Consider the following 21,040-nt stretch of genomic DNA (forward strand, 5'->3'; position numbering starts at 1 on the left):
CCTGTGATCTGTCGTGTTATCCCGTCAGCGGCTGGCGTCCTGCCCGCTCACTGTGGTTTCTGTCAACGGCACCGGTGCCAGTTTCAGGCCGGTTGGCCGCTGTGCTTGCACCCGCACGTTGTTCCTGCTGCGGTTTGCAAATTCGGTTATCACTCTCCAGGCGAAGGGGTCGTCGGGTTCTGCGAGCCGCCCTTCAATGGTTATCGGCTGCTTTGGGTTATAAATTAACCAACCCTTGCCATCTTCGCCTGTTTCATTTTGTTGTCCGGGACGAAAGCACCAGCCACCTTGCTTCGGTTCCCCATCGCTACATTCGCCCGAGTACATGGGCCATTGGTGATCCAGCCAGTCGAAGGGGTTACGCCCTTCCAGTTCTTCCAGGCTGCCCTGCCGGCTCAGCATGGTTTCGGCCCCTTTCACCACCAGTGCCGCCCGTAATTGGCTCAACACCATGTTCACGCTCTGTTGTTCCGCCCGCTGCAGCTCGCCTTCCAACTTGCCCAGTAACACCCACCAGAGGGTGAACAGTACCAGCAGGGCAACAAACAGCCGCATGCGCCGGGCGTTGGCCAGCCCACTGGCGGCAGACCAGAGCGGCTCGCGCACTAGCCGCGCCCCATGGCGGCGGCTCCCAGGTCCCATATGGGCAGGAACACGCCCAGCGCCAATATCAGTACCAGGATGCCCATGGCCACAATCAGAATCGGCTCTATGGATTCCGCCAGCCGTTTCAGGCCGTAGTCCACGTCTTCGTCGTAGAAATCCGCCACGTTGTTGAGCATGTCATCCACCGAGCCGGTTTCCTCGCCCACGGCAATCATCTGCAAAATCAGCGGGGTGAACATTTCGCTGGCGCGTGCGGTGCGCAGCAGGCTTTCGCCGCGCTCGATGCCCAGGCGCATATCCTTGATGTGGTGCGCTATCCAGGCGTTGTCTGTGGCATCGGCGACCACGGTCAAGGCGTGGGTCACCGGCATACCAGCTTTCAACATGGTGGCGAAGTTCCGGGCAAACCGGCTGAGGGTAATCAGCTCCAGCAGGGGGCCGATAATCGGGAGCTTCAGTTTGTAGCGGTCCCAGATTTCCCGCCCCTGTTCTGTCTGCTTCCACTGGCGCACGAGCACACCGGCAGCGGCGAAACCAAACAACATCACATACCAGTAATTGAGCAGAAAATTAGACGTGCCGACCAAGACCTGGGTAAGGAAGGGCAAGTCGGCCCCCATGCGGCTGAACACCGAGGCAAACCTGGGAATAACCAGAAAGTTCACCACCATCAGGGCCGCCAGCAGGGCCACCACCACAAAGGTGGGGTAACGCAGGGCCTGTTTTACCCGGCGTTTGGTGTCCCGTTCCAGTTCCAGGATTTCCGACAGGCGCTTGAACGCGTCATCCAGCATGCCCGTATTTTCGCCCACGTGGATCATGGCGATGAACAGGTCGGAGAATACTTTCGGGTGCGCCTGCATGGCCGTGGCCATGGTGTTACCGCCTTCGAGGCGATTGGTGATATCTTCCAGTACCTCCGCCAGCACCGGTGAACGGGAGGTTTCCGCCAACCCGCGCATGGTGCGGATCAGCGGGATGCCCGCTTTGGTGAGCGCGTGCATTTGCCGGCAGAACACAATCAGTTCATCCAGCGTTACTTTTTTGCGGAAGATGGCCAGGTTGTTTACCCGGTCCATGCCGGATTGCGTTTGCACCTGTTCCTGAATGGCCAGCGGGGTAATACCGCGGCGCATCAGTTCACTGGCCGCCGCATCCACATTGGCGGCGGTCAGTGAACCTTGCTGGACAACACCACGGTTGTCTTTACCCCGGTAGCTGAACTGCATCAGTCATCTACCCCTATGGCGCCGTCGGCTGCCAGATCGTCACCTTCCAGCAATGCACCTTCTGTAGTGGCCGCCACCCGTGCAACCTCCTGTAAAGAGGTCACGCCCTGCAGGGCATAGTTCATAGCGCACTGGCCAAGCGGTCGGAACAATGGGCTCTTGCGGGCAGCCCGGGTAAAGTCGGACACGTCCTTTCTGCGCAGGGCATCCAGCATGTCTTCGTTCATTTCCAGCATTTCGTACACGCCCACCCGGCCCTTGTAACCGGTATTACTGCATTGGTAGCAGCCACGGCCGTGCACGAAGCCGGCCTCGATATCCAGTGGGTCCAGGTCGAAGGACTGCAGCCACACCAGTTCCTGCTCAGAAGGCTGGTAGGTTTCCTTACAGTTATCGCACACTCGGCGCACCAGGCGCTGGGCCACCACGCCCAGTAGGGAGCTGGCCACCAGGAACGGCTCGGCGCCCATGTCGATCAAACGCATGGCACTGCTGATGGAATCGTTGGTGTGCAGGGTCGACAGCACCAGGTGCCCGGTCATGGCGGCGCGCAGGCCGATTTCCACGGTTTCGTGGTCACGCATCTCGCCCACGAGGATGATGTCTGGGTCTTGCCGCAGGGCGGAGCGCAACACCGTGGCGAACTCCAGCCCGATTTTCGGGTTTACCTGTACCTGGGTGATGCGCGGCAATCGGTATTCCACCGGGTCTTCGGCGGTGATGATCTTCACTTCCGCCTTGTTCAGTTCGGTCAGGGCACCGTAGAGGGTGGTGGTTTTACCACTACCGGTGGGGCCGGTGACCAGAATCATGCCATGGGGCTTTTTGATCAGTTTGCGGAAGCGGTCCAGCAGGTGTAGCGGCATGCCGGTGCTTTCCAGATCCAGAGTGCCCTGGCTCTGATCCAGCAAACGCATTACCACCGATTCGCCGTACTGAACCGGCATGGTGGATACCCGCACATCAATGCTGCGGCCTTTCACCCGCACGTTAAAGCGGCCATCCTGGGGCAGGCGCTTCTCGGAAATGTTGAGCCCGGCCATCAGCTTCAGGCGCAGAACAAGCGCTGCATTTACGCGCTTTTCTTTCATCACCTGTTCTTGCAGTACACCATCCACCCGCTGGCGAATGCGCACGACGGTCTCGTCGGGCTCGATATGGATATCCGAGCTTCTGGCCTGTACGGCATCTTCGAACAGGGTCTGCAGCAGTTTGACCACCGGGGCGTCGGCGCTTTCGGATTCGGCGGACAGGTCGGCCAGGTCGAAAGCGTCATCACCCAGTTCGTCTTCCAGCTCTTCCGCCAGGGAGGCTATTTCATCGGTGCGGCGGTAGACCAGATCAAGGGTGTTGAGCAGTTCGCTCTCCCGCACCACCGCCTGTTTGATGGGCTGCTTGAGCACCCGCACTAGTTCGTCGTAGGCAAAAATATCCAGCGGGTCCGCCATGCCCACCAGCAGCTCTCCGCCCTGTTCCGCCAGCACAATGGCCCGGAACCTACGCGCCATGGCTTCCGGCAGTTTCTTCACGAGTTCGTTATTGAACTGGTAATGGCGCAGCTGAACAAAGGGCACGTCCAACTGGCGGGACAGGATGTTGAGCAGGTTGTCCTCGTCGACATAGCCCAGCTCGATGAGCGTTCGGCCAAGCTTGCGTCCGGTGCTTTTCTGCTCCCGCAGGGCGGTCATCAACTGCTGTTCAGTGATGACATTATTCTGAACCAGCAGGTCGCCTATGCGGATTTTCTTTTTCGGTTCCGTACTCATGATTCCGCCTGCAAAACTGATATGCGTTGCCGCGCGTAGTCCGCCAGTGAAGCAGACATTCCGGGCATGGCCGCAGCCTGGGTATAGGCCTGCAGCGCACTTCGATTGCGCCCACCGGTTTCCAGCGCAATGGCCAGCCCCAGCCACCAGGCGCCCTGGCTGTCATCGTGAGCAATTAACTCCGACCAGTGGCCAGCGGATTCATCGGCTGCGCCGGCCTGCTGCAACAAGGTGGCCAGGGTAATGCGATATTCCACCTGTTCAGCCACCGGGGGCACCCGGGCCTGCAACGTAGCGATCGCCAGGTTCAAATCGCCCAGTGCCAGTTGGGCGCGGGCTTTCAGCAATCTCAGGCTGGCATGTTCGTTGGTCACAGAGTCCGGAAGCCATTCCAGGGCACGCCCGGGCCTATCCAGAACCAGCATCTCCCGAGCAAAGATCTCCCGGCTTCGGGGAGCCGTTTGAAGGGTGGTCAGTTCCGTCAGTGCACGCTCTGCCTCACCATTGCGACCGGTTGCCAGCAACCCGGCCAGTTCACGACTGGTGCGCAGGTCGACGGCTTCCGGCGTTTCCCGTTGCTGCTTTACCGATGCTTCCGGCGCACGATTCGCAGTGTTCACCTCCCGCTCAGGGCTAGGTGGCTGCGCTTGCGCCACCTGGATAACCTCGGGCTCGTTCTGGTCTGCCGCGGGCTCCACATTGGCGGGCCCGGTTTGTTCCGGCGTGGGCTCGGTTACCATCACGACCTTAGCAATGGATGCACTATCAGGCGCCGACACCTCGGTTTCAGAAGCAGGCTCAACAGGGACCGGTTCGACGATGACCTCTGGCAGGGCGGCTGTCTCCGTGATCTCTTGTGATTCCGGGGCTGCCGAAACCTTGGCGCTATCGGCGACAACGGACTGCTCTTCAGAACTACCTGACAGCATCCACCAGGCACCTACGCCACCCATCAACGCCAGTGCCACCATCAAAACAATGGCAATCGGCGTCCCGGACGCCGTCGAATCCCGGGCCACAGGCTGGCCAGTGTAAGTGCCGGCCACACGGGGCGGATTCTGCCGTTCCTCTGCTGCCCTCAGGGCATCATTCAACAAGCTCATCCCCACCTCCGGAACCAGCTAACGGGGCGGGCGCTCTCTGTGTCTTTCACGGCTTGCAGAGCGTGCTTTCTGGCCACCTGCCGGTCTCCCCGCCCCCAGGCCGCCAGCATGGACTTATGGGCCAGGACATTGACCAGCCGGGGGATACCGCCGGATGAACGCCAGATGACCTTTAATGCTGCCGGGGCAAAAATGTCCGCTCCGTTATAGCCGGCCCGGGCCAGGCGATGCCGCAGGTACTGGCCCACGGATTCCTGACCCAGTGGCTGCAATCGGGTCTGAAAGGTGATTCTCTGGCGCAACTGGCGCAGGCTGTCCTTCGCCAGGATGGTATCCAGCTCCGGCTGGCCAAACAGCACAATCTGCAACAACCGGGTGCTTTCGGTTTCCAGGTTGGTCAGCAACCGCAGAGCCTCAATGGTTTCTTCGGGCATGGCCTGGGCTTCATCAATCACCAGTACCGCCGGGCTTTGTTCCATGGCCAGGGCAATCAATCGCTGGTTCAGCGCCTTGAGAATCTGGTGGCCGTTACTACACCCGGCCACGTCGACACCCAGTTCCTCGGCAACCGCCTCATAGAGGGTCTCCGGCGGCAGGTTCGGATTGGGTATGTAAGCCGTGCAGGCGGTCTTGTCCAGTTCGTTGAGCAGCAAGCGGCAGAGCAGGGTCTTTCCGGTGCCCACCTCGCCAGTCACCTTGATAAAGCCTTCCCGTTGCTGCAACGCCACCAATAACAGCTCCAACGCATCGGCATGACTGGGCGCCCGGAGGAAATATCGGGTGTTTGGCGTCAATGCGAACGGTGCTTCCTGCAGTCCAAAATGGCTTTCGTACATCAGCGGGGGGCCGTCTCCGCCTGGGGCTTGACCGACTCTGCCGAGTTCAGCAGATCTCTGAGCACGTTCATCCGCTCCCGGCTGGCCTGCACATCCGCCTGCATTTGGCCAGCGTTGGCCACCATGGGCCGTATCAGGATGACGAGTTCGCTCTTGCGGGATTCGAAGCGGCGCTGCTTGAACAATTCCCCCACCAGCGGAATATCACTGAAGAAGGGTACGGCCGAGGTGGTGTCTTCACTGGTATCCTGAATCAAACCACCGATCACCACGATCTGCCCACTTTCTGCCCGAATCACGCTGTCGGTCTCACGTACCGTGCTGCGCGCCAGCGGCAGGGTGACATCCCGCTCACCAATGGTGATGACCTTTTCCTGGTCATTCACTTCGCTGACAGACGGGTGCACGTGCAGCGTTATCGCGCCGCTGTCGGAAATCTGCGGGGTAACGTCCAGGGAAATGCCGGAGAAGAACGGCGTCAACTCCACCGAGGTGGAGGTTCTGTCAGTGGCCGTCACCGCCGAGTTGTTATCATTGAAATCAATATCGGTGACAAAGAACTCGTCGGTACCTACCTTGATGACGGCTTTCTGGTTGTTGATGGTGGAGATGCGCGGGCTGGAAAGAATCTGAACATTGCCTTGCTGGCCCAACAGCTGGATCAGACCAGTGAAATCGCCGGCGCTCACCGTGGCGGAGAACAGCCCGCCAATATCCGGGGTGCGGATCGGCTGACCCGCCAGCGACTGGGCCGTGAAATAATCGGCACGACCGGCGGAGCTCTGGACGTCAGCCCAGTTGATGCCCTGCTGATAGCCCTCGTTCAGAGTAACCTCCAGTATTTTCGCTTCCAGAACAACCTGACGCTGCATGATCAGCTCTGTCCGGCGCAGGTAATCCTCCACCATCCGCAAATCATCAGCGCCCGCCCGGACCATCACCAGGCCCGCGCCAGCGTTAACCACTACCTGGCCATCATTACCCACGATCATAGCCACCGTCTGGCGAATATCCCGCCAGAAGTCAGACTCGGTATCGGTCGAGATGGTGGTGCCCACCAGGTTTCGGGTTTCATTACCGGTATTGGAATTGGAGTTTGAGTTGGAAGCACCGTTGCCACTGCCCCGGGCGCTGCTGACCTGGCCCGAACTGACACGGGTTTCTGAGCCACCTCGGCGTTTGAAATGCAGGTAGTCAATGGGGAAAAGTCTTGTCTGTATCCGGTCTTCCGCCACCCGAAACAGCCGGCCATTACGCTGGATATCCAGACCGTATAAATCCGCAGCAATCTCCATGACTTCCGGGACGGTGACATCGCTCAGGCGCAGATCAACCGGTGTCGTAACGCCCGGATGGACCACCACGTTATAGCGGGTACCCTCCACCAGCGCTTCAAAGAAGCTGGAGGCTGGAACGCCGCGAGCATTCACATCAAACCGCTCGTCTTGCTCCTGCGCGCTGGACAGGGGCGGCAGCAACTGACTGCTGATATCCGCGGCCGATGCAGGAGCAGGATCAGCGGCTGCGGCGCCCGAGACAGGGGTTTGTCGCTCTGCTTCGGCCAGCGCCTGGTCAATCTGATCAGCAACGTCTGTTGATGTGGCGGCAGACGTCCGCATCAGCGGGTTATTGGCGCAGGCAACCAGCGTTAGTGAGAGCATGGCAGCTGCGAGAGGTCTGAGTGTTGTCATCATGGTCCGACTGTCTGTCATGGTGTTCTCCGCACCTGCGGGAGCGGTTCCGGATACAGGGTTCTGGGTTGGCCGCGATCGGTTACTTCTACCCGATCCTTGAAGATACGGCGCACACGTATGTTGTCGTGGCTGTCGCCCTCTGTCAGGGCTACCCCCTCAATGACGGCAATCCTCCGCTCCTTGCCCAGGAGGATCGAGCCCAGCCGAATCTCCCGGGCCGGCGATGCCACCACCGGCTGCGAGTCAGCACCGGGAGGTCGGGTCGGGTCTTGCAAGGCATAGGCCTGGAGCGACCCAAGTGACACCAACGTCATCATCAAATATCTGAACAAAGGATGTGCCATCTCAAACTCCCAGCCAGGCGGCATCAAGGCTCAGGGTGCGCACACGGATGGTCGCTTCACCCTTGGGCCAGGCACCGGCCTGATAGTCCAGCTGTATCCACCCCAGACGCTCATCCATGGTTTCGAGCCGCTGTAGATACGCCAACACATCGAGATAACCACCACGGATGGTCAGCTCCACGTCGTGGGCATAGAGCAAGGGCTCTGCAGCTTGCCGATTACCCACCTCTGGCTGGGCACCGTCATAAACCGGTGTTGGCGTGCGCAATGTCATGGATTCCAACTGCAAGCCCTGTTGAGCTGAGAGCATGTCCCGTAACAGCGTGACCATGTCCCTCGGTGCGATCAGCTGCCCGGTAGTCTCGGTAATTTCCTGATCCAGCCGCTCCAGGCGGCTTTGCCGGGAAGCCAGTCGCTGGCGCAATGCCTCCGAAGGGTCACCGGCCAACTGGCTGTTGAGGGTTTCCTGTTGGCTAAGCAAGCTGTTCTGCGTAGCCGTTAGTGCCTGCACTCGGTTATTGAGTTGCTGCTGCCGGGTTTCCACTGGGGTAACCAACAACTCCCAGCCCAGGACGAACATGAGCACACAGGCAGTCACGACGATCAAAACCCGCTCACGGATCGGGCGGTCGTTGTACCACTGCGCAGTGGTGGCCAGGGAATCTGTCAATTTACTCATCGCCCCGACGCCTCTCCCGGTTGTGTTGCAACACGAAATTCCACCCACTGATGATCAGCTTCGTCGTCTGGCCGCTGCAACCGGAAATCGCCAAAGGTTTCACCAACAAACACCGGCTCGTCACCCAGGCGCGCAAGGTAGCTGGGCACCAGTTCCGCCGCCCGGGTTCTGCCCTCCAAACGCATGGCCGAGGGAAGCGATTGCAAGCGCACGGCTGTCAGCCACAGGTCCTCAGGAACCTGGCGCGCCAGGGCCGAAAGCCGCCCGGAAAAACCACCGTGGTTGTGGGTTGCCAGGCCTTCCACCCGTTCGAGCAGACGCTGCCTGCGAGCAATTGTCTCAGTGATCCGCGCCAGCGAGGCTTCCAGCTCAGGATCTGGTTGCCTGGCCTGCACCTGGTCGGCCATGGTGGCAACCGCCGTTTCCAGATTCCGGTTCTGCTGTTCCAGCCGCTCTACCTGCTGCTCCAGCGTCTGATTGTGCCAGCGGCCAAAAGCCATGACGGCCACGAGTATCAGCAATACGATCCCAACCAAAGCTCCGGCCGTACCGGCATGCAGCCGCTGCCTTGTAGGGCGAAGTTCCGGGGTATACAGGTTCACCTGTTGCCTGATCATGCCTGACTCCCCAGGCCAAGCGCCGCACTCCAGGCGGGCAGGCATCGGCTATCAAGCGCGCCAGACAAGCCAAACTGGCTCCACTCAGGCACCTCGATACCGGCCGCCATGTAAGATGAGAGCATGGAGTTCAACGGTAATACCGAATCCCGGGCCACCAGTTGGATGGTCGACGGTGGCACCTGGCCGAGCTGGCTCTCGAAATAGTCCATGGAACGCTGGATCTCCAGCGCCAGGGATTGCACAGCACCCTCCTGGCTGGAGGCGTCCCGCAGATCATCATAAGACAGCTCAAGGCGGCGGGAGAGATACAGGGTATCGCCCTGGCATATGACCATCTGGCCATAGCGGTCACGAAGATGAACCAGAGCCACCCCCCTATTCGACTGATCCAGGCGGGCCGCCAGATTTCGCAAGGCCAGCTCGGCAATATCGATTCGATCCAGCTCAAGGCCTGCATCCGCTACCAGACCAATAAGCTCGCGAACCAGAGATTTGCGGGCTGCAACAACGTTCACCAGCGGGCCACGCCCACGGGACGCGTCTTCCGGAAATGCAAACACATCCGACACGGCGTCGGCCGGGCTGAAATCGAGGAAGTCCTTGAGCTTCCATTTGAGCGCATCGGCCAGCTCACTGTCCTCAACACCCTCCGGACGCTCAACTTGAAACACCTGATATTGATCAATGGGCAGGACCAGAACCGCAGGCACACCAGCCCAGCCCTGGTCGTCCACCAGCTTGCTGAGCGTGTCGTGCCGTTGTGCAGAAACACACTCAACAAAGCCCAGCGACTGCCCGGGCGAAGCAGCGGCTCTGGCCCAGGCAATGCCATCCGGGCGCACCTCAAGACAGACAGGCTGTCCCGAAGGCTTGCGGTGGATCAGTTTTTGTAGAGTCGTAACAAGATTCAGGATCATGGATTCCCAGGTCGTGGCCACAGCTCTGCTGCCGGCCGGCGTGCACAAGGTGTTTAAATTATCAGCACTTTTAACACAGGCTTACATGATAGTTGAGAAAGTGAACGTAACTCTACGTTTCACCGACTGATTTCACGGAGATTTTGCAACTCGTTAACAAAAAAACCCGCGCAGAGCACGGGCTTTTTGATTGTCGATGAGCTGGATCACATTCAGAACGGAATGTCGTCATCAAAATCATCAATCGGTTCCGGCATGCCACCGGCCTGCTGCTGACCCTGAGGGTTGTAACCCCCGGACGGCTGCTGCGCCTGGCCACCCTGCTGCTGGGGCGGAGCATTATACTGAGATTGGGGTTGCTGCTGCGGCCGGCCCTGGGGAGCTCCCTGGTTCATGCCACCTTCGCCACCGCGGCTGTCGAGCATCTGCATCTGGCCGTTGATGTCTACCACAATCTCGGTGGTGTATACGTCCTGCCCTTCTTTATTCTGCCACTTGCGGGTTTGCAGGCGACCTTCGATATACACCTTGGAACCTTTACGCAGGTACTGGCCGGCCACTTCCGCCACCTTGCCGAACAGCACAACCCGATGCCATTCGGTTCTCGGTACCATCTGGCCAGTCTGGCGATCCTTGTAACTTTCATCGGTAGCCAGGTTGAGATTCACAACCGCGTTGCCATTCGGGGTATAGCGGGTATCCGGATCCTGGCCCAGATTACCAATGAGAATTACCTTGTTAATGCCTCGTGCCATCTTCTGCTCCTGATCGATTTTCCGGAACACGTGCGGTCCATGCACGCATCCTTTGTTTAAGAACCTTTACCCTGCCGCACAAATTCAAAGTGCGCAAGCTGATCTTCATGAAAATGCTGACGGTCCACTTTTAAGTAAGCGGTTGCCGCATCTTCCACAATCACCACGTCCTGCACACCGGGCAGGCGGCGCAATGTCTCATCAATCTCATCAAAACCGGCAGGCAGCACCTGCTCCAACTCAACCACAAAGCTCGTGGTGTAATTCGGCGCCGGCATCGTCAGTGCTACCAGAAACCAGGCAGCCAAACCACCGGCCATTAACCAGAGAACCCCTTCCAGGCCGGCAGATTGTAGCAAGTAACCGCCCAGGGCACCGCCGAGAAACGCACCAAAAAACTGCGACGTCGAGTAAACCCCCATAGCGGTCCCCTTACTGGCGGCCGGAGCTTCTTTGCTGATCAATGAGGGCAGGCTCGCTTCCAGAAGGTTAAACGCCATAAAGAAGAAGAACAGTACGCCCCAGGCCAGCCAGAGACTCTTCTCCACACCGGTCAGTGCGGCCGTTGCCAGCGAAAGCAGGGCGATGGCACCGCAAAGCACCGGTTTCATCACCCGCTTTTTCTCACCAATGATGATAAACGGCACCATGGCGAAGAAGGATGTCACCATCACCGTAAGGTAGAACCACCAATGGGAAACGCTGGCCAGCCCCAACTGATCCTGAAGCATGGTGGGAAACACCAGAAACAGCGCTGTCAGGGCAAAATGGAGGATGAAGATACCGAAGTCCAGCCGCAGTAGGCGACCGTCCCGCAGCACCCGCCCGACCATCTCCCTCGCGGGATGGGTATCCGCGCTGATTCTGTGGGCATGGGGTGTTGGCACCACTTTGGCCACGATGAACAAGGCCGCCACGGCCATGGCGGCCGTTGCATAGAAAATGCCGGACAATCCCCAGACCGAGCCCAGCAGGGGCCCAACCACCAGTGATACCGAGAACGACAGACCAATGGAAATGCCCACCATAGCCATTGCCTTGGTGCGCTCCTCCTCGCGGGTAAGGTCGCTTAACAAGGCCATTAACACGCTGGCAATGGCTCCTGCCCCCTGAAGAACCCGTCCGGCAATCACAACGTATATGGAGTCGGTGGAGGCTGCCAGCAGGCTGCCAGCGGCGAACAGCACTAGCCCGATATAGATCATCCGCTTGCGGCCAACCCGGTCAGACAACAAGCCGAACGGAATCTGCAACAGGGCCTGACTGAGACCATAGGCCCCAATCGCCAAACCAATGAGCGCAGGCGTTGCGCCCTGCAGATCACTACCGAGCAACACGAACACCGGCATGACCATGAACAGGCCAAGCATACGCATTGCGTACACCGAGGCCAAAGCCGTAACAGAGCGTTTTTCAAGCGCGTTCATGCTTACCCGTGCCGGATTGAAAAAATTGGGAAGGCAGCTAATGGCTGCAAGCGGCGCATTGTACCAGATGCGCCCCGGGTGAGGGACTACCCAAGACAGCGTACCCCAGGCGGCACAACACCAGTTTCGCCGGGGGCTACCGAAAACGATATAATGGTGGTTTTACCCAAGCGAGGTGTTATGGACCATATCCAGATCAAAGGCGCACGCACGCACAACCTGAAGAACATCGACCTGGATATGCCAAGAGACAAACTCATTGTCATCACCGGGCTGTCAGGTTCAGGAAAATCCTCACTGGCCTTCGACACCCTCTACGCCGAAGGGCAGCGCCGGTATGTAGAGTCTTTGTCCACCTACGCGCGGCAATTCCTGTCGATGATGGAAAAACCCGATGTTGATCACATCGAAGGCCTGTCACCCGCCATTTCCATTGAACAGAAGTCCACATCCCATAATCCCCGCTCAACCGTTGGCACCATCACTGAAATCTACGACTACCTGCGACTGCTTTTTGCCCGGTCCGGCGAACCCCGCTGCCCGGACCACGGTCAGCCGCTGGAGGCCCAGACCGTGAGCCAGATGGTCGATCAGATCCTGGCGATGCCTGAAGGCAGCAAACTGATGATCCTGGCGCCGGTGATCAGGGACCGAAAAGGCGAGCACCTCCAGGTGATTGATACCATGCGCAGCCAGGGCTTCATCCGCCTTAGGGTCGACGGCACGGTTTATGACATCGATGATGTTCCGGCGCTGGACAAGAAACGCAAACACCAGATTGATGTCGTGGTAGACCGCTTCAAGGTCAAAGAGGGCCTGGAACAGCGATTGGCGGAAAGTTTCGAAACCGCCCTTGAGTTGGCCGATGGCATCGCGCTGGTCGCCCCAATGACCGGAGACGGCGAAGAACAGACATTCTCGGCACGCTATGCCTGTACCCAATGCGGGTATTCACTGAGCGAACTCGAACCCAAGCTCTTCTCCTTCAACAACCCAGCCGGCGCATGCCCCACCTGTGATGGTCTGGGAGTGCGCCAGTTCTTTGATGCCGAAAAAGTTATCCAGAATCCGGAAGCCACGCTGGCCTCCGGCGCGATCAAGGGCTGGGACCGGCGCGCGGTCTATTACTTCCAGATGCTGACCAGCGTGGCCGAGCATTATGACATCGACCTGGAAACGCCGTGGGAAGACTTGCCAGAACCGTTTCAGCGAGCACTGCTCTATGGCTCTGGCAATGAAGACATCAGCTTCCGGTACGTCAATTCCCGTGGCCAGATCATGGAGAGAGCCCACCCCTTTGAGGGCATCATCCCGAACCTGGAACGCCGCTACCGGGAGACAGACTCCCAAAGCATGCGCGAAGAACTGGCCCGCAACCTGAGCACCCAGCCTTGCAAAGACTGCGGTGGCACCCGGCTTCGCCGCGGCGCCCGCAATGTCTTTATCGAGGAACGGACACTACCTGAAATCACTCACCTGCCGGTAGGCGACGCTCACCGCTACTTCAGCGAGCTGACTCTGCCTGGCCGTAAAGGTGAAATCGCCGAAAAAATCCTCAAGGAAGTGCGGGAACGCTTACAGTTCCTGGTCAATGTCGGCCTTGAGTACCTGACGCTGGAACGCAGCGCAGACACCCTCTCGGGCGGTGAGGCACAGCGGATTCGCCTGGCCAGCCAGATTGGCGCCGGGCTGGTGGGTGTCATGTACATCCTGGACGAACCGTCCATCGGCCTGCACCAGCGGGACAACGACCGCCTGCTGGCCACCCTCACCCACCTGCGGGACCTCGGCAACACCGTGATTGTCGTTGAACACGACGAAGACGCCATCCGTGCTGCCGATTATGTCATCGATATTGGCCCTGGTGCCGGCGTACACGGTGGTGAAATCGTTGCTCGCGGCACCCCTGAAGAGATTATCGTCAACCCGGCATCGATGACTGGCCAATACCTGAGCGGAGAGAAAGAAATTGCCGTGCCAGCAACCCGCAACAAGGGCAACGGCAAACACCTGGTCCTGTCCGGCGCCACAGGCAACAACCTTCAGGACGTCACGCTAACGCTGCCACTGGGGGTCATGACGTGCGTAACCGGGGTCTCCGGCTCCGGTAAATCCACCCTCATTAACAGCACCCTGTACCCGGTGGCTGCGGCCAAGCTAAACAAGGCCACCAGCCTGAACCATGCCCCCTATAAAAACCTCAAGGGCCTGGATCACCTCGATAAGGTTATCGACATTGATCAAAGTCCGATCGGGCGCACCCCCCGGTCGAATCCGGCGACATACACCGGCCTGTTCACCCCCATCCGTGAGCTCTTTGCCGGCACCCAGGAAGCACGGTCTCGCGGCTACAAGCCCGGCCGATTCTCCTTCAACGTCAAAGGCGGACGCTGTGAAGCCTGCCAGGGTGACGGCGTAATTAAAGTGGAAATGCACTTCCTGCCGGACGTCTACGTGCCCTGCGACATCTGCAAAGGCAAGCGCTACAACCGCGAAACCCTGGAAGTCCGCTACAAGGGCAAGAACATCAACGAAGTGCTTGAGATGACCGTTGAGGAAGGGCGAGAGTTCTTCGACGCCGTACCCTTTATCGCCAGAAAACTGCAAACCCTCATGGACGTGGGCTTGTCCTACATCCGTCTTGGACAGAGTGCAGTTACCCTATCGGGTGGTGAGGCCCAGCGGGTAAAACTGGCCAAGGAACTGTCCAAGCGCGACACCGGCAAAACTCTGTACATCCTCGACGAACCCACCACGGGTTTGCACTTTTACGACATACAGCAGCTATTGAACGTCCTTGAACGCCTGAGGGATCACGGCAACACCATCGTGGTCATCGAACACAACCTGGATGTGATCAAAACGGCTGACTGGATTGTCGACCTGGGACCAGAGGGTGGTTCTGGCGGCGGGCAGATTATTGCTGAGGGAACACCGGAGGAGGTAGCGGACAATCCGGCATCCCATACCGGGCGTTATCTGAAGCCTATGCTCAAGTAGGTTTTCACCACAAAAAAAACCGGGAACCTTTCGGAACCCGGTTTTTTTTTGAACTAGAGCGAAGATTTTACTCTTCGCCTTCGTCCACTTCTTCAGCCTCGATGTCCAGAGGACGGCCAACCAGCTCAACGAATGCCATAGGGGCATTGTCGCCAGCACGGAAACCGCACTTCAGAATACGAAGATAACCACCCGGACGCTCGCTATAACGGGGGCCCAGCTCATTGAACAGCTTGGCTACCGCAGCATCGCTACGCAGGCGTGAGAACGCCAGACGACGATTTGCAACCGAATCATTCTTTGCGAGCGTGATCAACGGCTCAGCTACACGACGAAGCTCTTTGGCTTTCGGCAGCGTTGTCTTGATCAGCTCATGTTCAACCAGTGACGCAGTCATGTTACGGAACATGGCCTTGCGATGCGCACTGGTCCTGCTGAACTTACGACCACTCTTACGATGACGCATTGCTCTGATTCCTTACCTTAAACTAATCGGCGATCAACCGCCCAGAACCCGGTCATCACCACGAAGGCTTGCCGGCGGCCAGTTATCAAGACGCATGCCCAGAGACAAACCACGGGACGCAAGAACGTCCTTGATCTCGGTCAGCGACTTTTTGCCAAGGTTAGGCGTCTTCAGCAGCTCCACTTCGGTGCGCTGGATAAGATCGCCGATATAGTAAATGTTTTCTGCCTTCAAGCAGTTAGCTGAACGCACAGTCAATTCCAGATCATCAACCGGGCGCAGCAGAATCGGATCGATTTCTTCCTCTTCTTCTACACGCTCTGGCTCTTTCTCATGATCGAAATCTACAAACACAGCCAGCTGCTGCTGGAGAATCGTGGCCGCCCGGCGAATCGCTTCTTCCGGATCGATGGTGCCATTTGTCTCCAGATCAATAACAAGCTTGTCCAGATCTGTACGCTGCTCAACCCGTGCGCTTTCGACGGCATACGCCACTCGGCGAACCGGGCTGAACGTAGCATCAAGCTGCAAACGTCCGATGGCACGAGTTTCATCCTCGTCCAGACCACGCTGATCAGCCGGCTCATAGCCGCGACCGCGGGCAACACGCAAACGCATGTTGACTTCGCCGTTCTCGCTCAGGTGACAGATCACGTGCTCGGGGTTAGCGATTTCCACATCGTGGTCCAGCTTGATATCGCCGGCGGTCACTACACCCGGGCCCTTCTTGCTGAGCGTCAGCTCAGCATCGTCACGGCCGTTCATCTTTACGGCGACGCCCTTGAGATTCAGAAGAATCTCGATGACGTCCTCCTGGACACCCTCAATGGCGCTGTACTCGTGCAGGACACCGTCGATCTGTGCTTCAGTCACGGCGCAGCCCGGCATCGAAGACAAGAGAATGCGACGCAGTGCGCTACCCAGGGTATGACCGAAACCGCGCTCAAGCGGCTCCAGTGTCACCTTGGCGCGCGTGGCGCTGGATTCTTTCACGTCAATGGTACGAGGTGTCAATAACTCATGTACTGAACGCTGCATAGACGCCCCTATCTGCTATCGTTGCTAACTGGGCTTTACTTGGAGTAAAGCTCGACGATGAGGTTCTCGTTGATGTCGGCCGGCAGTTCAGTACGCTCAGGTACTGACTTGTAAACGCCGGACATCTTGTTGGCGTCAACCTCTACCCAGCTTACCGGTGCGCGGCTACCAGCCAGATCCAGTGCACCTTTAACGCGCAGCTGGTTTTTGGCCTTCTCACGCACACTCACAACGTCGCCCGGCTTGACTTGATAGGACGGCACGTTGACCGGCTTATCGTTCACCAGGATCGCCTTGTGAGAGACGAGCTGACGGGCTTCTGCACGGGTAGAACCAAAGCCCATGCGATACACAACGTTATCCAGACGACCTTCCAGAAGTTGCAGCAGGTTTTCACCGGTTGCACCCTTCAGGCGAGCGGCCTCTTTGTAGTAGTTGCGGAATTGCTTCTCAAGTACGCCGTAGATACGACGGACTTTCTGTTTTTCACGAAGCTGTACGCCGTACTCGGACAGACGACCGCGACGCGCGCCGTGCATACCCGGCGGAGTCTCGATGTTGCACTTCGAATCGAGCGCGCGTACGCCGCTCTTCAGAAAAAGATCTGTCCCTTCACGACGAGACAGCTTGCACTTCGGGCCTATATAACGAGCCATATTTCACTGTCTCCTGTGTTAGACGCGGCGCTTCTTGGGCGGACGACAGCCGTTATGGGGAATCGGCGTCACATCAGTGATGTTGGTGATCTTGTAGCCACACGCATTCAGCGCGCGAACTGCAGATTCACGTCCGGGCCCAGGACCCTTAACCTCTACGTCCAGGTTTTTAAGGCCGTATTCAGCAGCCGCATTACCGGCTCTTTCAGCTGCTACCTGCGCAGCAAAAGGTGTACTCTTACGTGAGCCGCGGAAACCGGAACCACCTGAGGTGGCCCAGGACAGGACGTTGCCCTGACGGTCCGAAATGGTCACGATGGTGTTGTTGAAGGACGCGTGAATGTGCGCGACGCCATCAACAACCGTCTTTTTCACCTTTTTACGGGTACGTGTACCTGGCTTTGCCATGTTTGCCTACCTGTTACTTACGAATAGGTTTGCGAGGACCTTTACGGGTGCGGGCGTTGGTCTTGGTGCGCTGGCCACGGACCGGAAGTCCATGACGATGACGCAGACCACGGAAGCAACCGAGATCCTTCAAACGCTTGATGTTCATCTGTACTTCACGACGCAGATCGCCTTCGACGGTGAACTTGCCCACTTCGGTACGAAGTGCTTCAAGCTGCTCGTCGCTCAGGTCTTTGACCTTGACGTCCGGCTTAACGCCGGTTGCATCGCAAAGCTTCTGGGCTGTTGTCTTGCCAACACCAAAGATGTAGGTGAGCGAGATAACAGCATGTTTGTGATCGGGTATATTGACACCGGCTATACGTGCCATCCAAATTACTCCGCGTTCAAAGCTTTGCTGTGTGAATTTTCCGCCACAAAAAGGGCGCGAAATAATAGCGCCTGACCCGCTCGCGAGTCAAGCGCTACTATTCCGAACCCCTTTTACAATGTCAGAGCGATTTCTTGGAAATCAGCCCTGGCGCTGCTTGTGACGAGGCTCCGTGCAGATGACTCGAACCGAGCCATTGCGACGAATTACTTTGCAGTTACGGCAAATTTTCTTTACCGAAGCGCGTACTTTCATTGTCGACTCCAGTTTTCAAGGGGAACGGCTGTGTCAGCCGTTCCGACCATAGCCCTTGAGATTGGACTTCTTCATCAGCGATTCATACTGATGCGACATCAGGTGCGACTGAACCTGAGCCATGAAATCCATCACCACGACTACAACAATCAGCAGTGAGGTACCACCAAGATAGAAAGGTACATTACCTGCCACCATCAGGAACTGAGGGAACAAGGACACTGCTGCAATATACATAGCCCCGAACAACGTCAGACGGGTCAGTACACCATCGATGTACTTGGCAGTCTGCTCTCCTGGGCGAATGCCCGGGATGAACGCGCCGGAACGCTTGAGGTTATCCGCAACTTCCTTCGGGTTGTACATCAGTGCTGTATAGAAGAAGCAGAAGAAGACCACTGCTGCTGCGAACAGGATGATATACAACGGCTGGCTCGGAGCCAATGCCTGAGAAATGTCACTCAACCATTCCATGCCCTCACCCTGCCCGAACCACTGGCCCAAGGAGGCCGGGAACAACAGAATCGACGAGGCAAAGATCGGCGGAATAACACCGGCCATATTGACCTTCAGCGGCAAATGACTGGACTGCTGGGCAAACACCCGGCGGCCCTGCTGCCGTTTGGCATAATTGATGGTTAACCGCCGCTGGCCCCGCTCCATGAACACCACGAAGCCAACCACCGCGATCGCCAACACACCAATACCGAGCACTACCAGCAGGCTCATTTCACCGTTACGGGCCTGCTCCAGAGTCTGACCGATGGCGCCCGGCAAGCCGGCGACAATCCCTGCGAAAATCAGCAGTGATATACCGTTGCCAACGCCACGCTCGGTGATCTGCTCACCGAGCCACATCATGAAGACGGCACCACACACGAAAGACACCACTGCCACAAAGTGGAAGCTGAAGCTGTCGTTGAAGGTGACGCCCTGAGAGGCCAACCCTACAGAAATACCAAAGCCCTGAACCAGGGCCAGGACAACCGTACCATACCGCGTATACTGGCTGATCTTGCGACGACCCGCCTCGCCTTCCTTCTTCAGCTGCTCAAGCTGCGGACTGACCGCAGTCATGAGCTGCATGATAATAGAAGCCGAAATGTACGGCATGATACCGAGTGCGAAGATACTCATGCGCTCAAGCGCACCACCGGAAAACATGTTGAACAAACTCAGGATGGTTCCCTGGTTCTGATCAAACAGTGCCGCCAACCGGTCCGGGTTGATGCCTGGAACGGGAATGTGGGCACCGATCCGGTACACCAACAACGCCAGAAACACGAACCAGAGCCGCGAACGCAGCTCTGCAAATCCCTTTCCGGCGCCCGCAGGCAATGATGCTGTCTTGGCCATTTAGTCCTCGACTCGTCTTAGTCTTCGACTTTCCCACCCGCGGCAATGATTGCCTCGCGTGCGCCTTTGGTGACACGTAGCCCTTTAACGGTTACAGCGCGATCCAGCTCACCGGACAGCATAACCTTGGCTTCGCGAATTTCTTCGCGAATGATGTCAGCCTTCTTCAGTGCAGCCAGATCGACCACGTCGCCTTCAACCTTCGCCAGCTCGTTCAGGCGAATTTCGGCAACATAGCGCTGCTGGCGGGAAGTGAAACCAAACTTTGGCAGACGACGGGCCAAAGGCTGCTGACCACCCTCGAAACCAGGCGCTACAGAGCCACCGGAACGGGATTTCAGACCTTTATGACCGCGACCACCAGTTTTACCCAGACCGCTACCGATACCACGACCAACACGCTTGGCGGAAGGACGTGAACCAGGTTCCGGAGCAAGTTCGTTCAGACGCATCTTAGTTCTCCTCAACCTGTACCAGGTAGTTAACCCGGTTGATCATGCCGCGAATAGAAGGTGTATCTTCCACTTCAACGGTATGACCGATTTTACGAAGACCCAGGCCTTTCACACACAGCTTGTGCTTGGGCTGACAGCCGATCGGGCTGCGGGTCAGAGTTACTTTGATCGTTTTTGCGTTCGCCATGACTTCAACCCAGAATATCTTCGACGGATTTACCGCGCTTGGCTGCAATATCTTCAGGCGCCTTCATGGCCTGCAGACCCTTGATGGTAGAACGTACAACGTTCACCGGGTTGGTAGAGCCGTAGCACTTGGACAGTACGTTGTGTACGCCAGCCACTTCCAGTACCGCACGCATCGCACCACCGGCAATAATACCGGTACCTTCGGATGCAGGCTGCATGAACACTTTGGAGCCACCGTGCTGGGCACGAACTGCGTACTGCAGGGTGGTGCCGTCAAGGGCCACGTCTACCATGTTCTTGCGAGCAGCTTCCATCGCCTTCTGGATGGCAACCGGGACTTCCCGGGCCTTACCACGACCGAAACCAACGCGTCCTTTGCCATCACCCACTACAGTCAGTGCGGTGAAGGCAAAAATACGGCCGCCTTTAACTACCTTGGCGACACGATTGACCTGAACCAGCTTTTCCTGGAGCTCAGGCGCCTTCTGTTCGTTAACGCTCATCTTCTCCACCTCTTAGAATTGCAAGCCAGCTTCACGGGCTGCGTCGGCCAGAGCCTGTACACGACCGTGATAACGGTAACCTGAGCGGTCAAAAGCGACCTTCTCAATGCCTGCTGCCTTGGCACGCTCAGCAATCAGCTGACCGACCTTCTTGGCAGCGTCCACGTTACCGGTTGCACCCTGGCGCAGTTCCTTATCCAACGTGGAGGCAGTGGCCAGCACTTTGCTGCCATCTGCAGTCGTAACCTGGGCGTACATATGACGCGGCGTGCGATGAACGCACAGACGGTCGGTACCCAGTTCACGGATCTTCATGCGCACTTTGCGTGCGCGACGCAATCTTTCGTTATTCGCGCTCATAGTCCCGC

Annotated in this window: 24 protein-coding genes; 1 reads left to right on the forward strand and 23 read right to left on the reverse strand. The window is 57.9% G+C overall.

Features of this window, described 5'->3' with window-relative positions; translation table 11 throughout:
• Positions 1–24 precede the first annotated feature (24 nt).
• From C7H10_RS00935 to C7H10_RS00990, 12 genes are all read right to left on the reverse strand, one after another.
• Positions 25–606, reverse strand: coding sequence for a hypothetical protein (locus tag C7H10_RS00935; RefSeq protein WP_244178153.1), 582 nt, complete (start codon positions 604–606; stop codon positions 25–27).
• Entirely contained in the window at positions 606–1,835 is a 1,230-nt protein-coding gene (locus C7H10_RS00940) for a type II secretion system F family protein (protein ID WP_058090017.1), read from the reverse strand. The genes C7H10_RS00935 and C7H10_RS00940 overlap by 1 nt, the downstream gene beginning before the upstream one ends.
• Positions 1,835–3,601, reverse strand: coding sequence for a GspE/PulE family protein (locus C7H10_RS00945; protein WP_106693330.1), 1,767 nt, complete (start codon positions 3,599–3,601; stop codon positions 1,835–1,837). The genes C7H10_RS00940 and C7H10_RS00945 overlap by 1 nt, the downstream gene beginning before the upstream one ends.
• Positions 3,598–4,704 (reverse strand): MSHA biogenesis protein MshN, encoded by a 1,107-nt coding sequence (locus tag C7H10_RS00950; RefSeq protein ID WP_106693331.1) that lies wholly within the window; start codon positions 4,702–4,704, stop codon positions 3,598–3,600. The genes C7H10_RS00945 and C7H10_RS00950 overlap by 4 nt, the downstream gene beginning before the upstream one ends.
• Positions 4,701–5,540, reverse strand: coding sequence for an ExeA family protein (locus C7H10_RS00955; RefSeq protein ID WP_061333578.1), 840 nt, complete (start codon positions 5,538–5,540; stop codon positions 4,701–4,703). Before C7H10_RS00955 ends, C7H10_RS00950 begins: the two co-directional genes overlap by 4 nt.
• Positions 5,540–7,252 (reverse strand): pilus (MSHA type) biogenesis protein MshL, encoded by a 1,713-nt coding sequence (mshL, locus tag C7H10_RS00960; RefSeq protein ID WP_244178154.1) that lies wholly within the window; start codon positions 7,250–7,252, stop codon positions 5,540–5,542. Before mshL ends, C7H10_RS00955 begins: the two co-directional genes overlap by 1 nt.
• Entirely contained in the window at positions 7,249–7,578 is a 330-nt protein-coding gene (locus C7H10_RS00965; protein WP_106693347.1) for a hypothetical protein, read from the reverse strand. The genes mshL and C7H10_RS00965 overlap by 4 nt, the downstream gene beginning before the upstream one ends.
• 1 nt (position 7,579) lies before the next feature.
• A complete protein-coding gene (gene gspM / locus C7H10_RS00970; RefSeq protein ID WP_106693333.1) occupies positions 7,580–8,257 on the reverse strand; it encodes a type II secretion system protein GspM in 678 nt (225 codons plus the stop codon).
• Positions 8,254–8,874 (reverse strand): PilN domain-containing protein, encoded by a 621-nt coding sequence (locus C7H10_RS00975; RefSeq protein WP_244178155.1) that lies wholly within the window; start codon positions 8,872–8,874, stop codon positions 8,254–8,256. Before C7H10_RS00975 ends, gspM begins: the two co-directional genes overlap by 4 nt.
• Entirely contained in the window at positions 8,871–9,815 is a 945-nt protein-coding gene (locus C7H10_RS00980; RefSeq protein ID WP_228263931.1) for a type IV pilus biogenesis protein PilM, read from the reverse strand. Before C7H10_RS00980 ends, C7H10_RS00975 begins: the two co-directional genes overlap by 4 nt.
• Positions 9,816–10,006: 191 nt before the next feature.
• Positions 10,007–10,549, reverse strand: a complete 543-nt coding sequence (ssb, locus tag C7H10_RS00985; protein WP_061333574.1) for a single-stranded DNA-binding protein — start codon at positions 10,547–10,549, stop codon at positions 10,007–10,009.
• 56 nt (positions 10,550–10,605) lie between these two features.
• Positions 10,606–11,976: an MFS transporter gene (locus C7H10_RS00990; RefSeq protein WP_106693334.1), complete on the reverse strand. Its 1,371-nt coding sequence runs from the start codon at positions 11,974–11,976 to the stop codon at positions 10,606–10,608.
• A 180-nt stretch (positions 11,977–12,156) separates the two neighbouring features.
• Here C7H10_RS00990 and uvrA point away from each other — a divergent pair, with 180 nt between their 5' ends.
• A complete protein-coding gene (uvrA, locus tag C7H10_RS00995) occupies positions 12,157–14,976 on the forward strand; it encodes an excinuclease ABC subunit UvrA (protein ID WP_106693335.1) in 2,820 nt (939 codons plus the stop codon).
• Between the two features lie 67 nt (positions 14,977–15,043).
• On the opposite strand, the gene rplQ is transcribed toward uvrA, so the two are convergent.
• The 11 genes from rplQ to rplR form a co-directional block, all read right to left on the reverse strand.
• Positions 15,044–15,442, reverse strand: coding sequence for a 50S ribosomal protein L17 (gene rplQ / locus C7H10_RS01000; protein ID WP_058090008.1), 399 nt, complete (start codon positions 15,440–15,442; stop codon positions 15,044–15,046).
• Positions 15,443–15,475: 33 nt separating this feature from the next.
• Positions 15,476–16,480, reverse strand: a complete 1,005-nt coding sequence (locus tag C7H10_RS01005) for a DNA-directed RNA polymerase subunit alpha (protein ID WP_008174911.1) — start codon at positions 16,478–16,480, stop codon at positions 15,476–15,478.
• A gap of 35 nt (positions 16,481–16,515) precedes the next feature.
• On the reverse strand, positions 16,516–17,136 hold the full coding sequence (rpsD, locus tag C7H10_RS01010; protein WP_058090007.1) for a 30S ribosomal protein S4: 621 nt from the start codon (positions 17,134–17,136) through the stop codon (positions 16,516–16,518).
• 18 nt (positions 17,137–17,154) lie between these two features.
• Positions 17,155–17,544 carry a 30S ribosomal protein S11 gene (rpsK, locus tag C7H10_RS01015; protein ID WP_007153992.1) on the reverse strand — a complete coding sequence of 130 codons (390 nt, stop codon included), beginning with the start codon at positions 17,542–17,544 and terminating at the stop codon, positions 17,155–17,157.
• Positions 17,545–17,557: 13 nt separating this feature from the next.
• Positions 17,558–17,914 (reverse strand): 30S ribosomal protein S13, encoded by a 357-nt coding sequence (gene rpsM / locus C7H10_RS01020; protein ID WP_029655315.1) that lies wholly within the window; start codon positions 17,912–17,914, stop codon positions 17,558–17,560.
• A gap of 141 nt (positions 17,915–18,055) precedes the next feature.
• A complete protein-coding gene (rpmJ, locus tag C7H10_RS01025) occupies positions 18,056–18,169 on the reverse strand; it encodes a 50S ribosomal protein L36 (RefSeq protein WP_004580765.1) in 114 nt (37 codons plus the stop codon).
• A 33-nt stretch (positions 18,170–18,202) separates the two neighbouring features.
• Positions 18,203–19,525: a preprotein translocase subunit SecY gene (gene secY, locus C7H10_RS01030; protein ID WP_058090006.1), complete on the reverse strand. Its 1,323-nt coding sequence runs from the start codon at positions 19,523–19,525 to the stop codon at positions 18,203–18,205.
• A 17-nt stretch (positions 19,526–19,542) separates the two neighbouring features.
• A complete protein-coding gene (rplO, locus tag C7H10_RS01035; RefSeq protein ID WP_022989795.1) occupies positions 19,543–19,977 on the reverse strand; it encodes a 50S ribosomal protein L15 in 435 nt (144 codons plus the stop codon).
• Position 19,978: 1 nt separating this feature from the next.
• Entirely contained in the window at positions 19,979–20,167 is a 189-nt protein-coding gene (gene rpmD, locus C7H10_RS01040; protein WP_007153997.1) for a 50S ribosomal protein L30, read from the reverse strand.
• A 4-nt stretch (positions 20,168–20,171) separates the two neighbouring features.
• A complete protein-coding gene (gene rpsE / locus C7H10_RS01045; RefSeq protein WP_058090005.1) occupies positions 20,172–20,672 on the reverse strand; it encodes a 30S ribosomal protein S5 in 501 nt (166 codons plus the stop codon).
• A gap of 12 nt (positions 20,673–20,684) precedes the next feature.
• A complete protein-coding gene (rplR, locus tag C7H10_RS01050) occupies positions 20,685–21,032 on the reverse strand; it encodes a 50S ribosomal protein L18 (RefSeq protein WP_011784258.1) in 348 nt (115 codons plus the stop codon).
• Positions 21,033–21,040: the final 8 nt, after the last annotated feature.

Origin of the sequence: Marinobacter shengliensis (genome assembly GCF_003007715.1) — a bacterium.
GTDB lineage: Bacteria > Pseudomonadota > Gammaproteobacteria > Pseudomonadales > Oleiphilaceae > Marinobacter > Marinobacter shengliensis.

Bases quoted from the DNA above. Each gene is read 5' to 3' on its own strand.
- rplR (WP_011784258.1), bottom strand. From the start codon at position 21,032: ATGAGCGCGAATAACGAAAGATTGCGTCGCGCACGCAAAGTGCGCATG.
- uvrA (WP_106693335.1), top strand. From the start codon at position 12,157: ATGGACCATATCCAGATCAAAGGCGCACGCACGCACAACCTGAAGAAC.
- rplO (WP_022989795.1), bottom strand. From the start codon at position 19,977: ATGCGTCTGAACGAACTTGCTCCGGAACCTGGTTCACGTCCTTCCGCC.
- C7H10_RS00975 (WP_244178155.1), bottom strand. From the start codon at position 8,874: ATGATCAGGCAACAGGTGAACCTGTATACCCCGGAACTTCGCCCTACA.
- rpsM (WP_029655315.1), bottom strand. From the start codon at position 17,914: ATGGCACGTATAGCCGGTGTCAATATACCCGATCACAAACATGCTGTT.
- rpsE (WP_058090005.1), bottom strand. From the start codon at position 20,672: ATGAGCGTTAACGAACAGAAGGCGCCTGAGCTCCAGGAAAAGCTGGTT.
- rpsD (WP_058090007.1), bottom strand. From the start codon at position 17,136: ATGGCTCGTTATATAGGCCCGAAGTGCAAGCTGTCTCGTCGTGAAGGG.
- C7H10_RS01005 (WP_008174911.1), bottom strand. From the start codon at position 16,480: ATGCAGCGTTCAGTACATGAGTTATTGACACCTCGTACCATTGACGTG.
- secY (WP_058090006.1), bottom strand. From the start codon at position 19,525: ATGGCCAAGACAGCATCATTGCCTGCGGGCGCCGGAAAGGGATTTGCA.
- rplQ (WP_058090008.1), bottom strand. From the start codon at position 15,442: ATGCGTCATCGTAAGAGTGGTCGTAAGTTCAGCAGGACCAGTGCGCAT.
- C7H10_RS00945 (WP_106693330.1), bottom strand. From the start codon at position 3,601: ATGAGTACGGAACCGAAAAAGAAAATCCGCATAGGCGACCTGCTGGTT.
- gspM (WP_106693333.1), bottom strand. From the start codon at position 8,257: ATGAGTAAATTGACAGATTCCCTGGCCACCACTGCGCAGTGGTACAAC.
- C7H10_RS00940 (WP_058090017.1), bottom strand. From the start codon at position 1,835: ATGCAGTTCAGCTACCGGGGTAAAGACAACCGTGGTGTTGTCCAGCAA.
- rpmD (WP_007153997.1), bottom strand. From the start codon at position 20,167: ATGGCGAACGCAAAAACGATCAAAGTAACTCTGACCCGCAGCCCGATC.
- rpmJ (WP_004580765.1), bottom strand. From the start codon at position 18,169: ATGAAAGTACGCGCTTCGGTAAAGAAAATTTGCCGTAACTGCAAAGTA.
- ssb (WP_061333574.1), bottom strand. From the start codon at position 10,549: ATGGCACGAGGCATTAACAAGGTAATTCTCATTGGTAATCTGGGCCAG.
- C7H10_RS00955 (WP_061333578.1), bottom strand. From the start codon at position 5,540: ATGTACGAAAGCCATTTTGGACTGCAGGAAGCACCGTTCGCATTGACG.
- C7H10_RS00965 (WP_106693347.1), bottom strand. From the start codon at position 7,578: ATGGCACATCCTTTGTTCAGATATTTGATGATGACGTTGGTGTCACTT.
- C7H10_RS00990 (WP_106693334.1), bottom strand. From the start codon at position 11,976: ATGAACGCGCTTGAAAAACGCTCTGTTACGGCTTTGGCCTCGGTGTAC.
- C7H10_RS00950 (WP_106693331.1), bottom strand. From the start codon at position 4,704: ATGAGCTTGTTGAATGATGCCCTGAGGGCAGCAGAGGAACGGCAGAAT.
- rpsK (WP_007153992.1), bottom strand. From the start codon at position 17,544: ATGGCAAAGCCAGGTACACGTACCCGTAAAAAGGTGAAAAAGACGGTT.
- mshL (WP_244178154.1), bottom strand. From the start codon at position 7,252: ATGACAGACAGTCGGACCATGATGACAACACTCAGACCTCTCGCAGCT.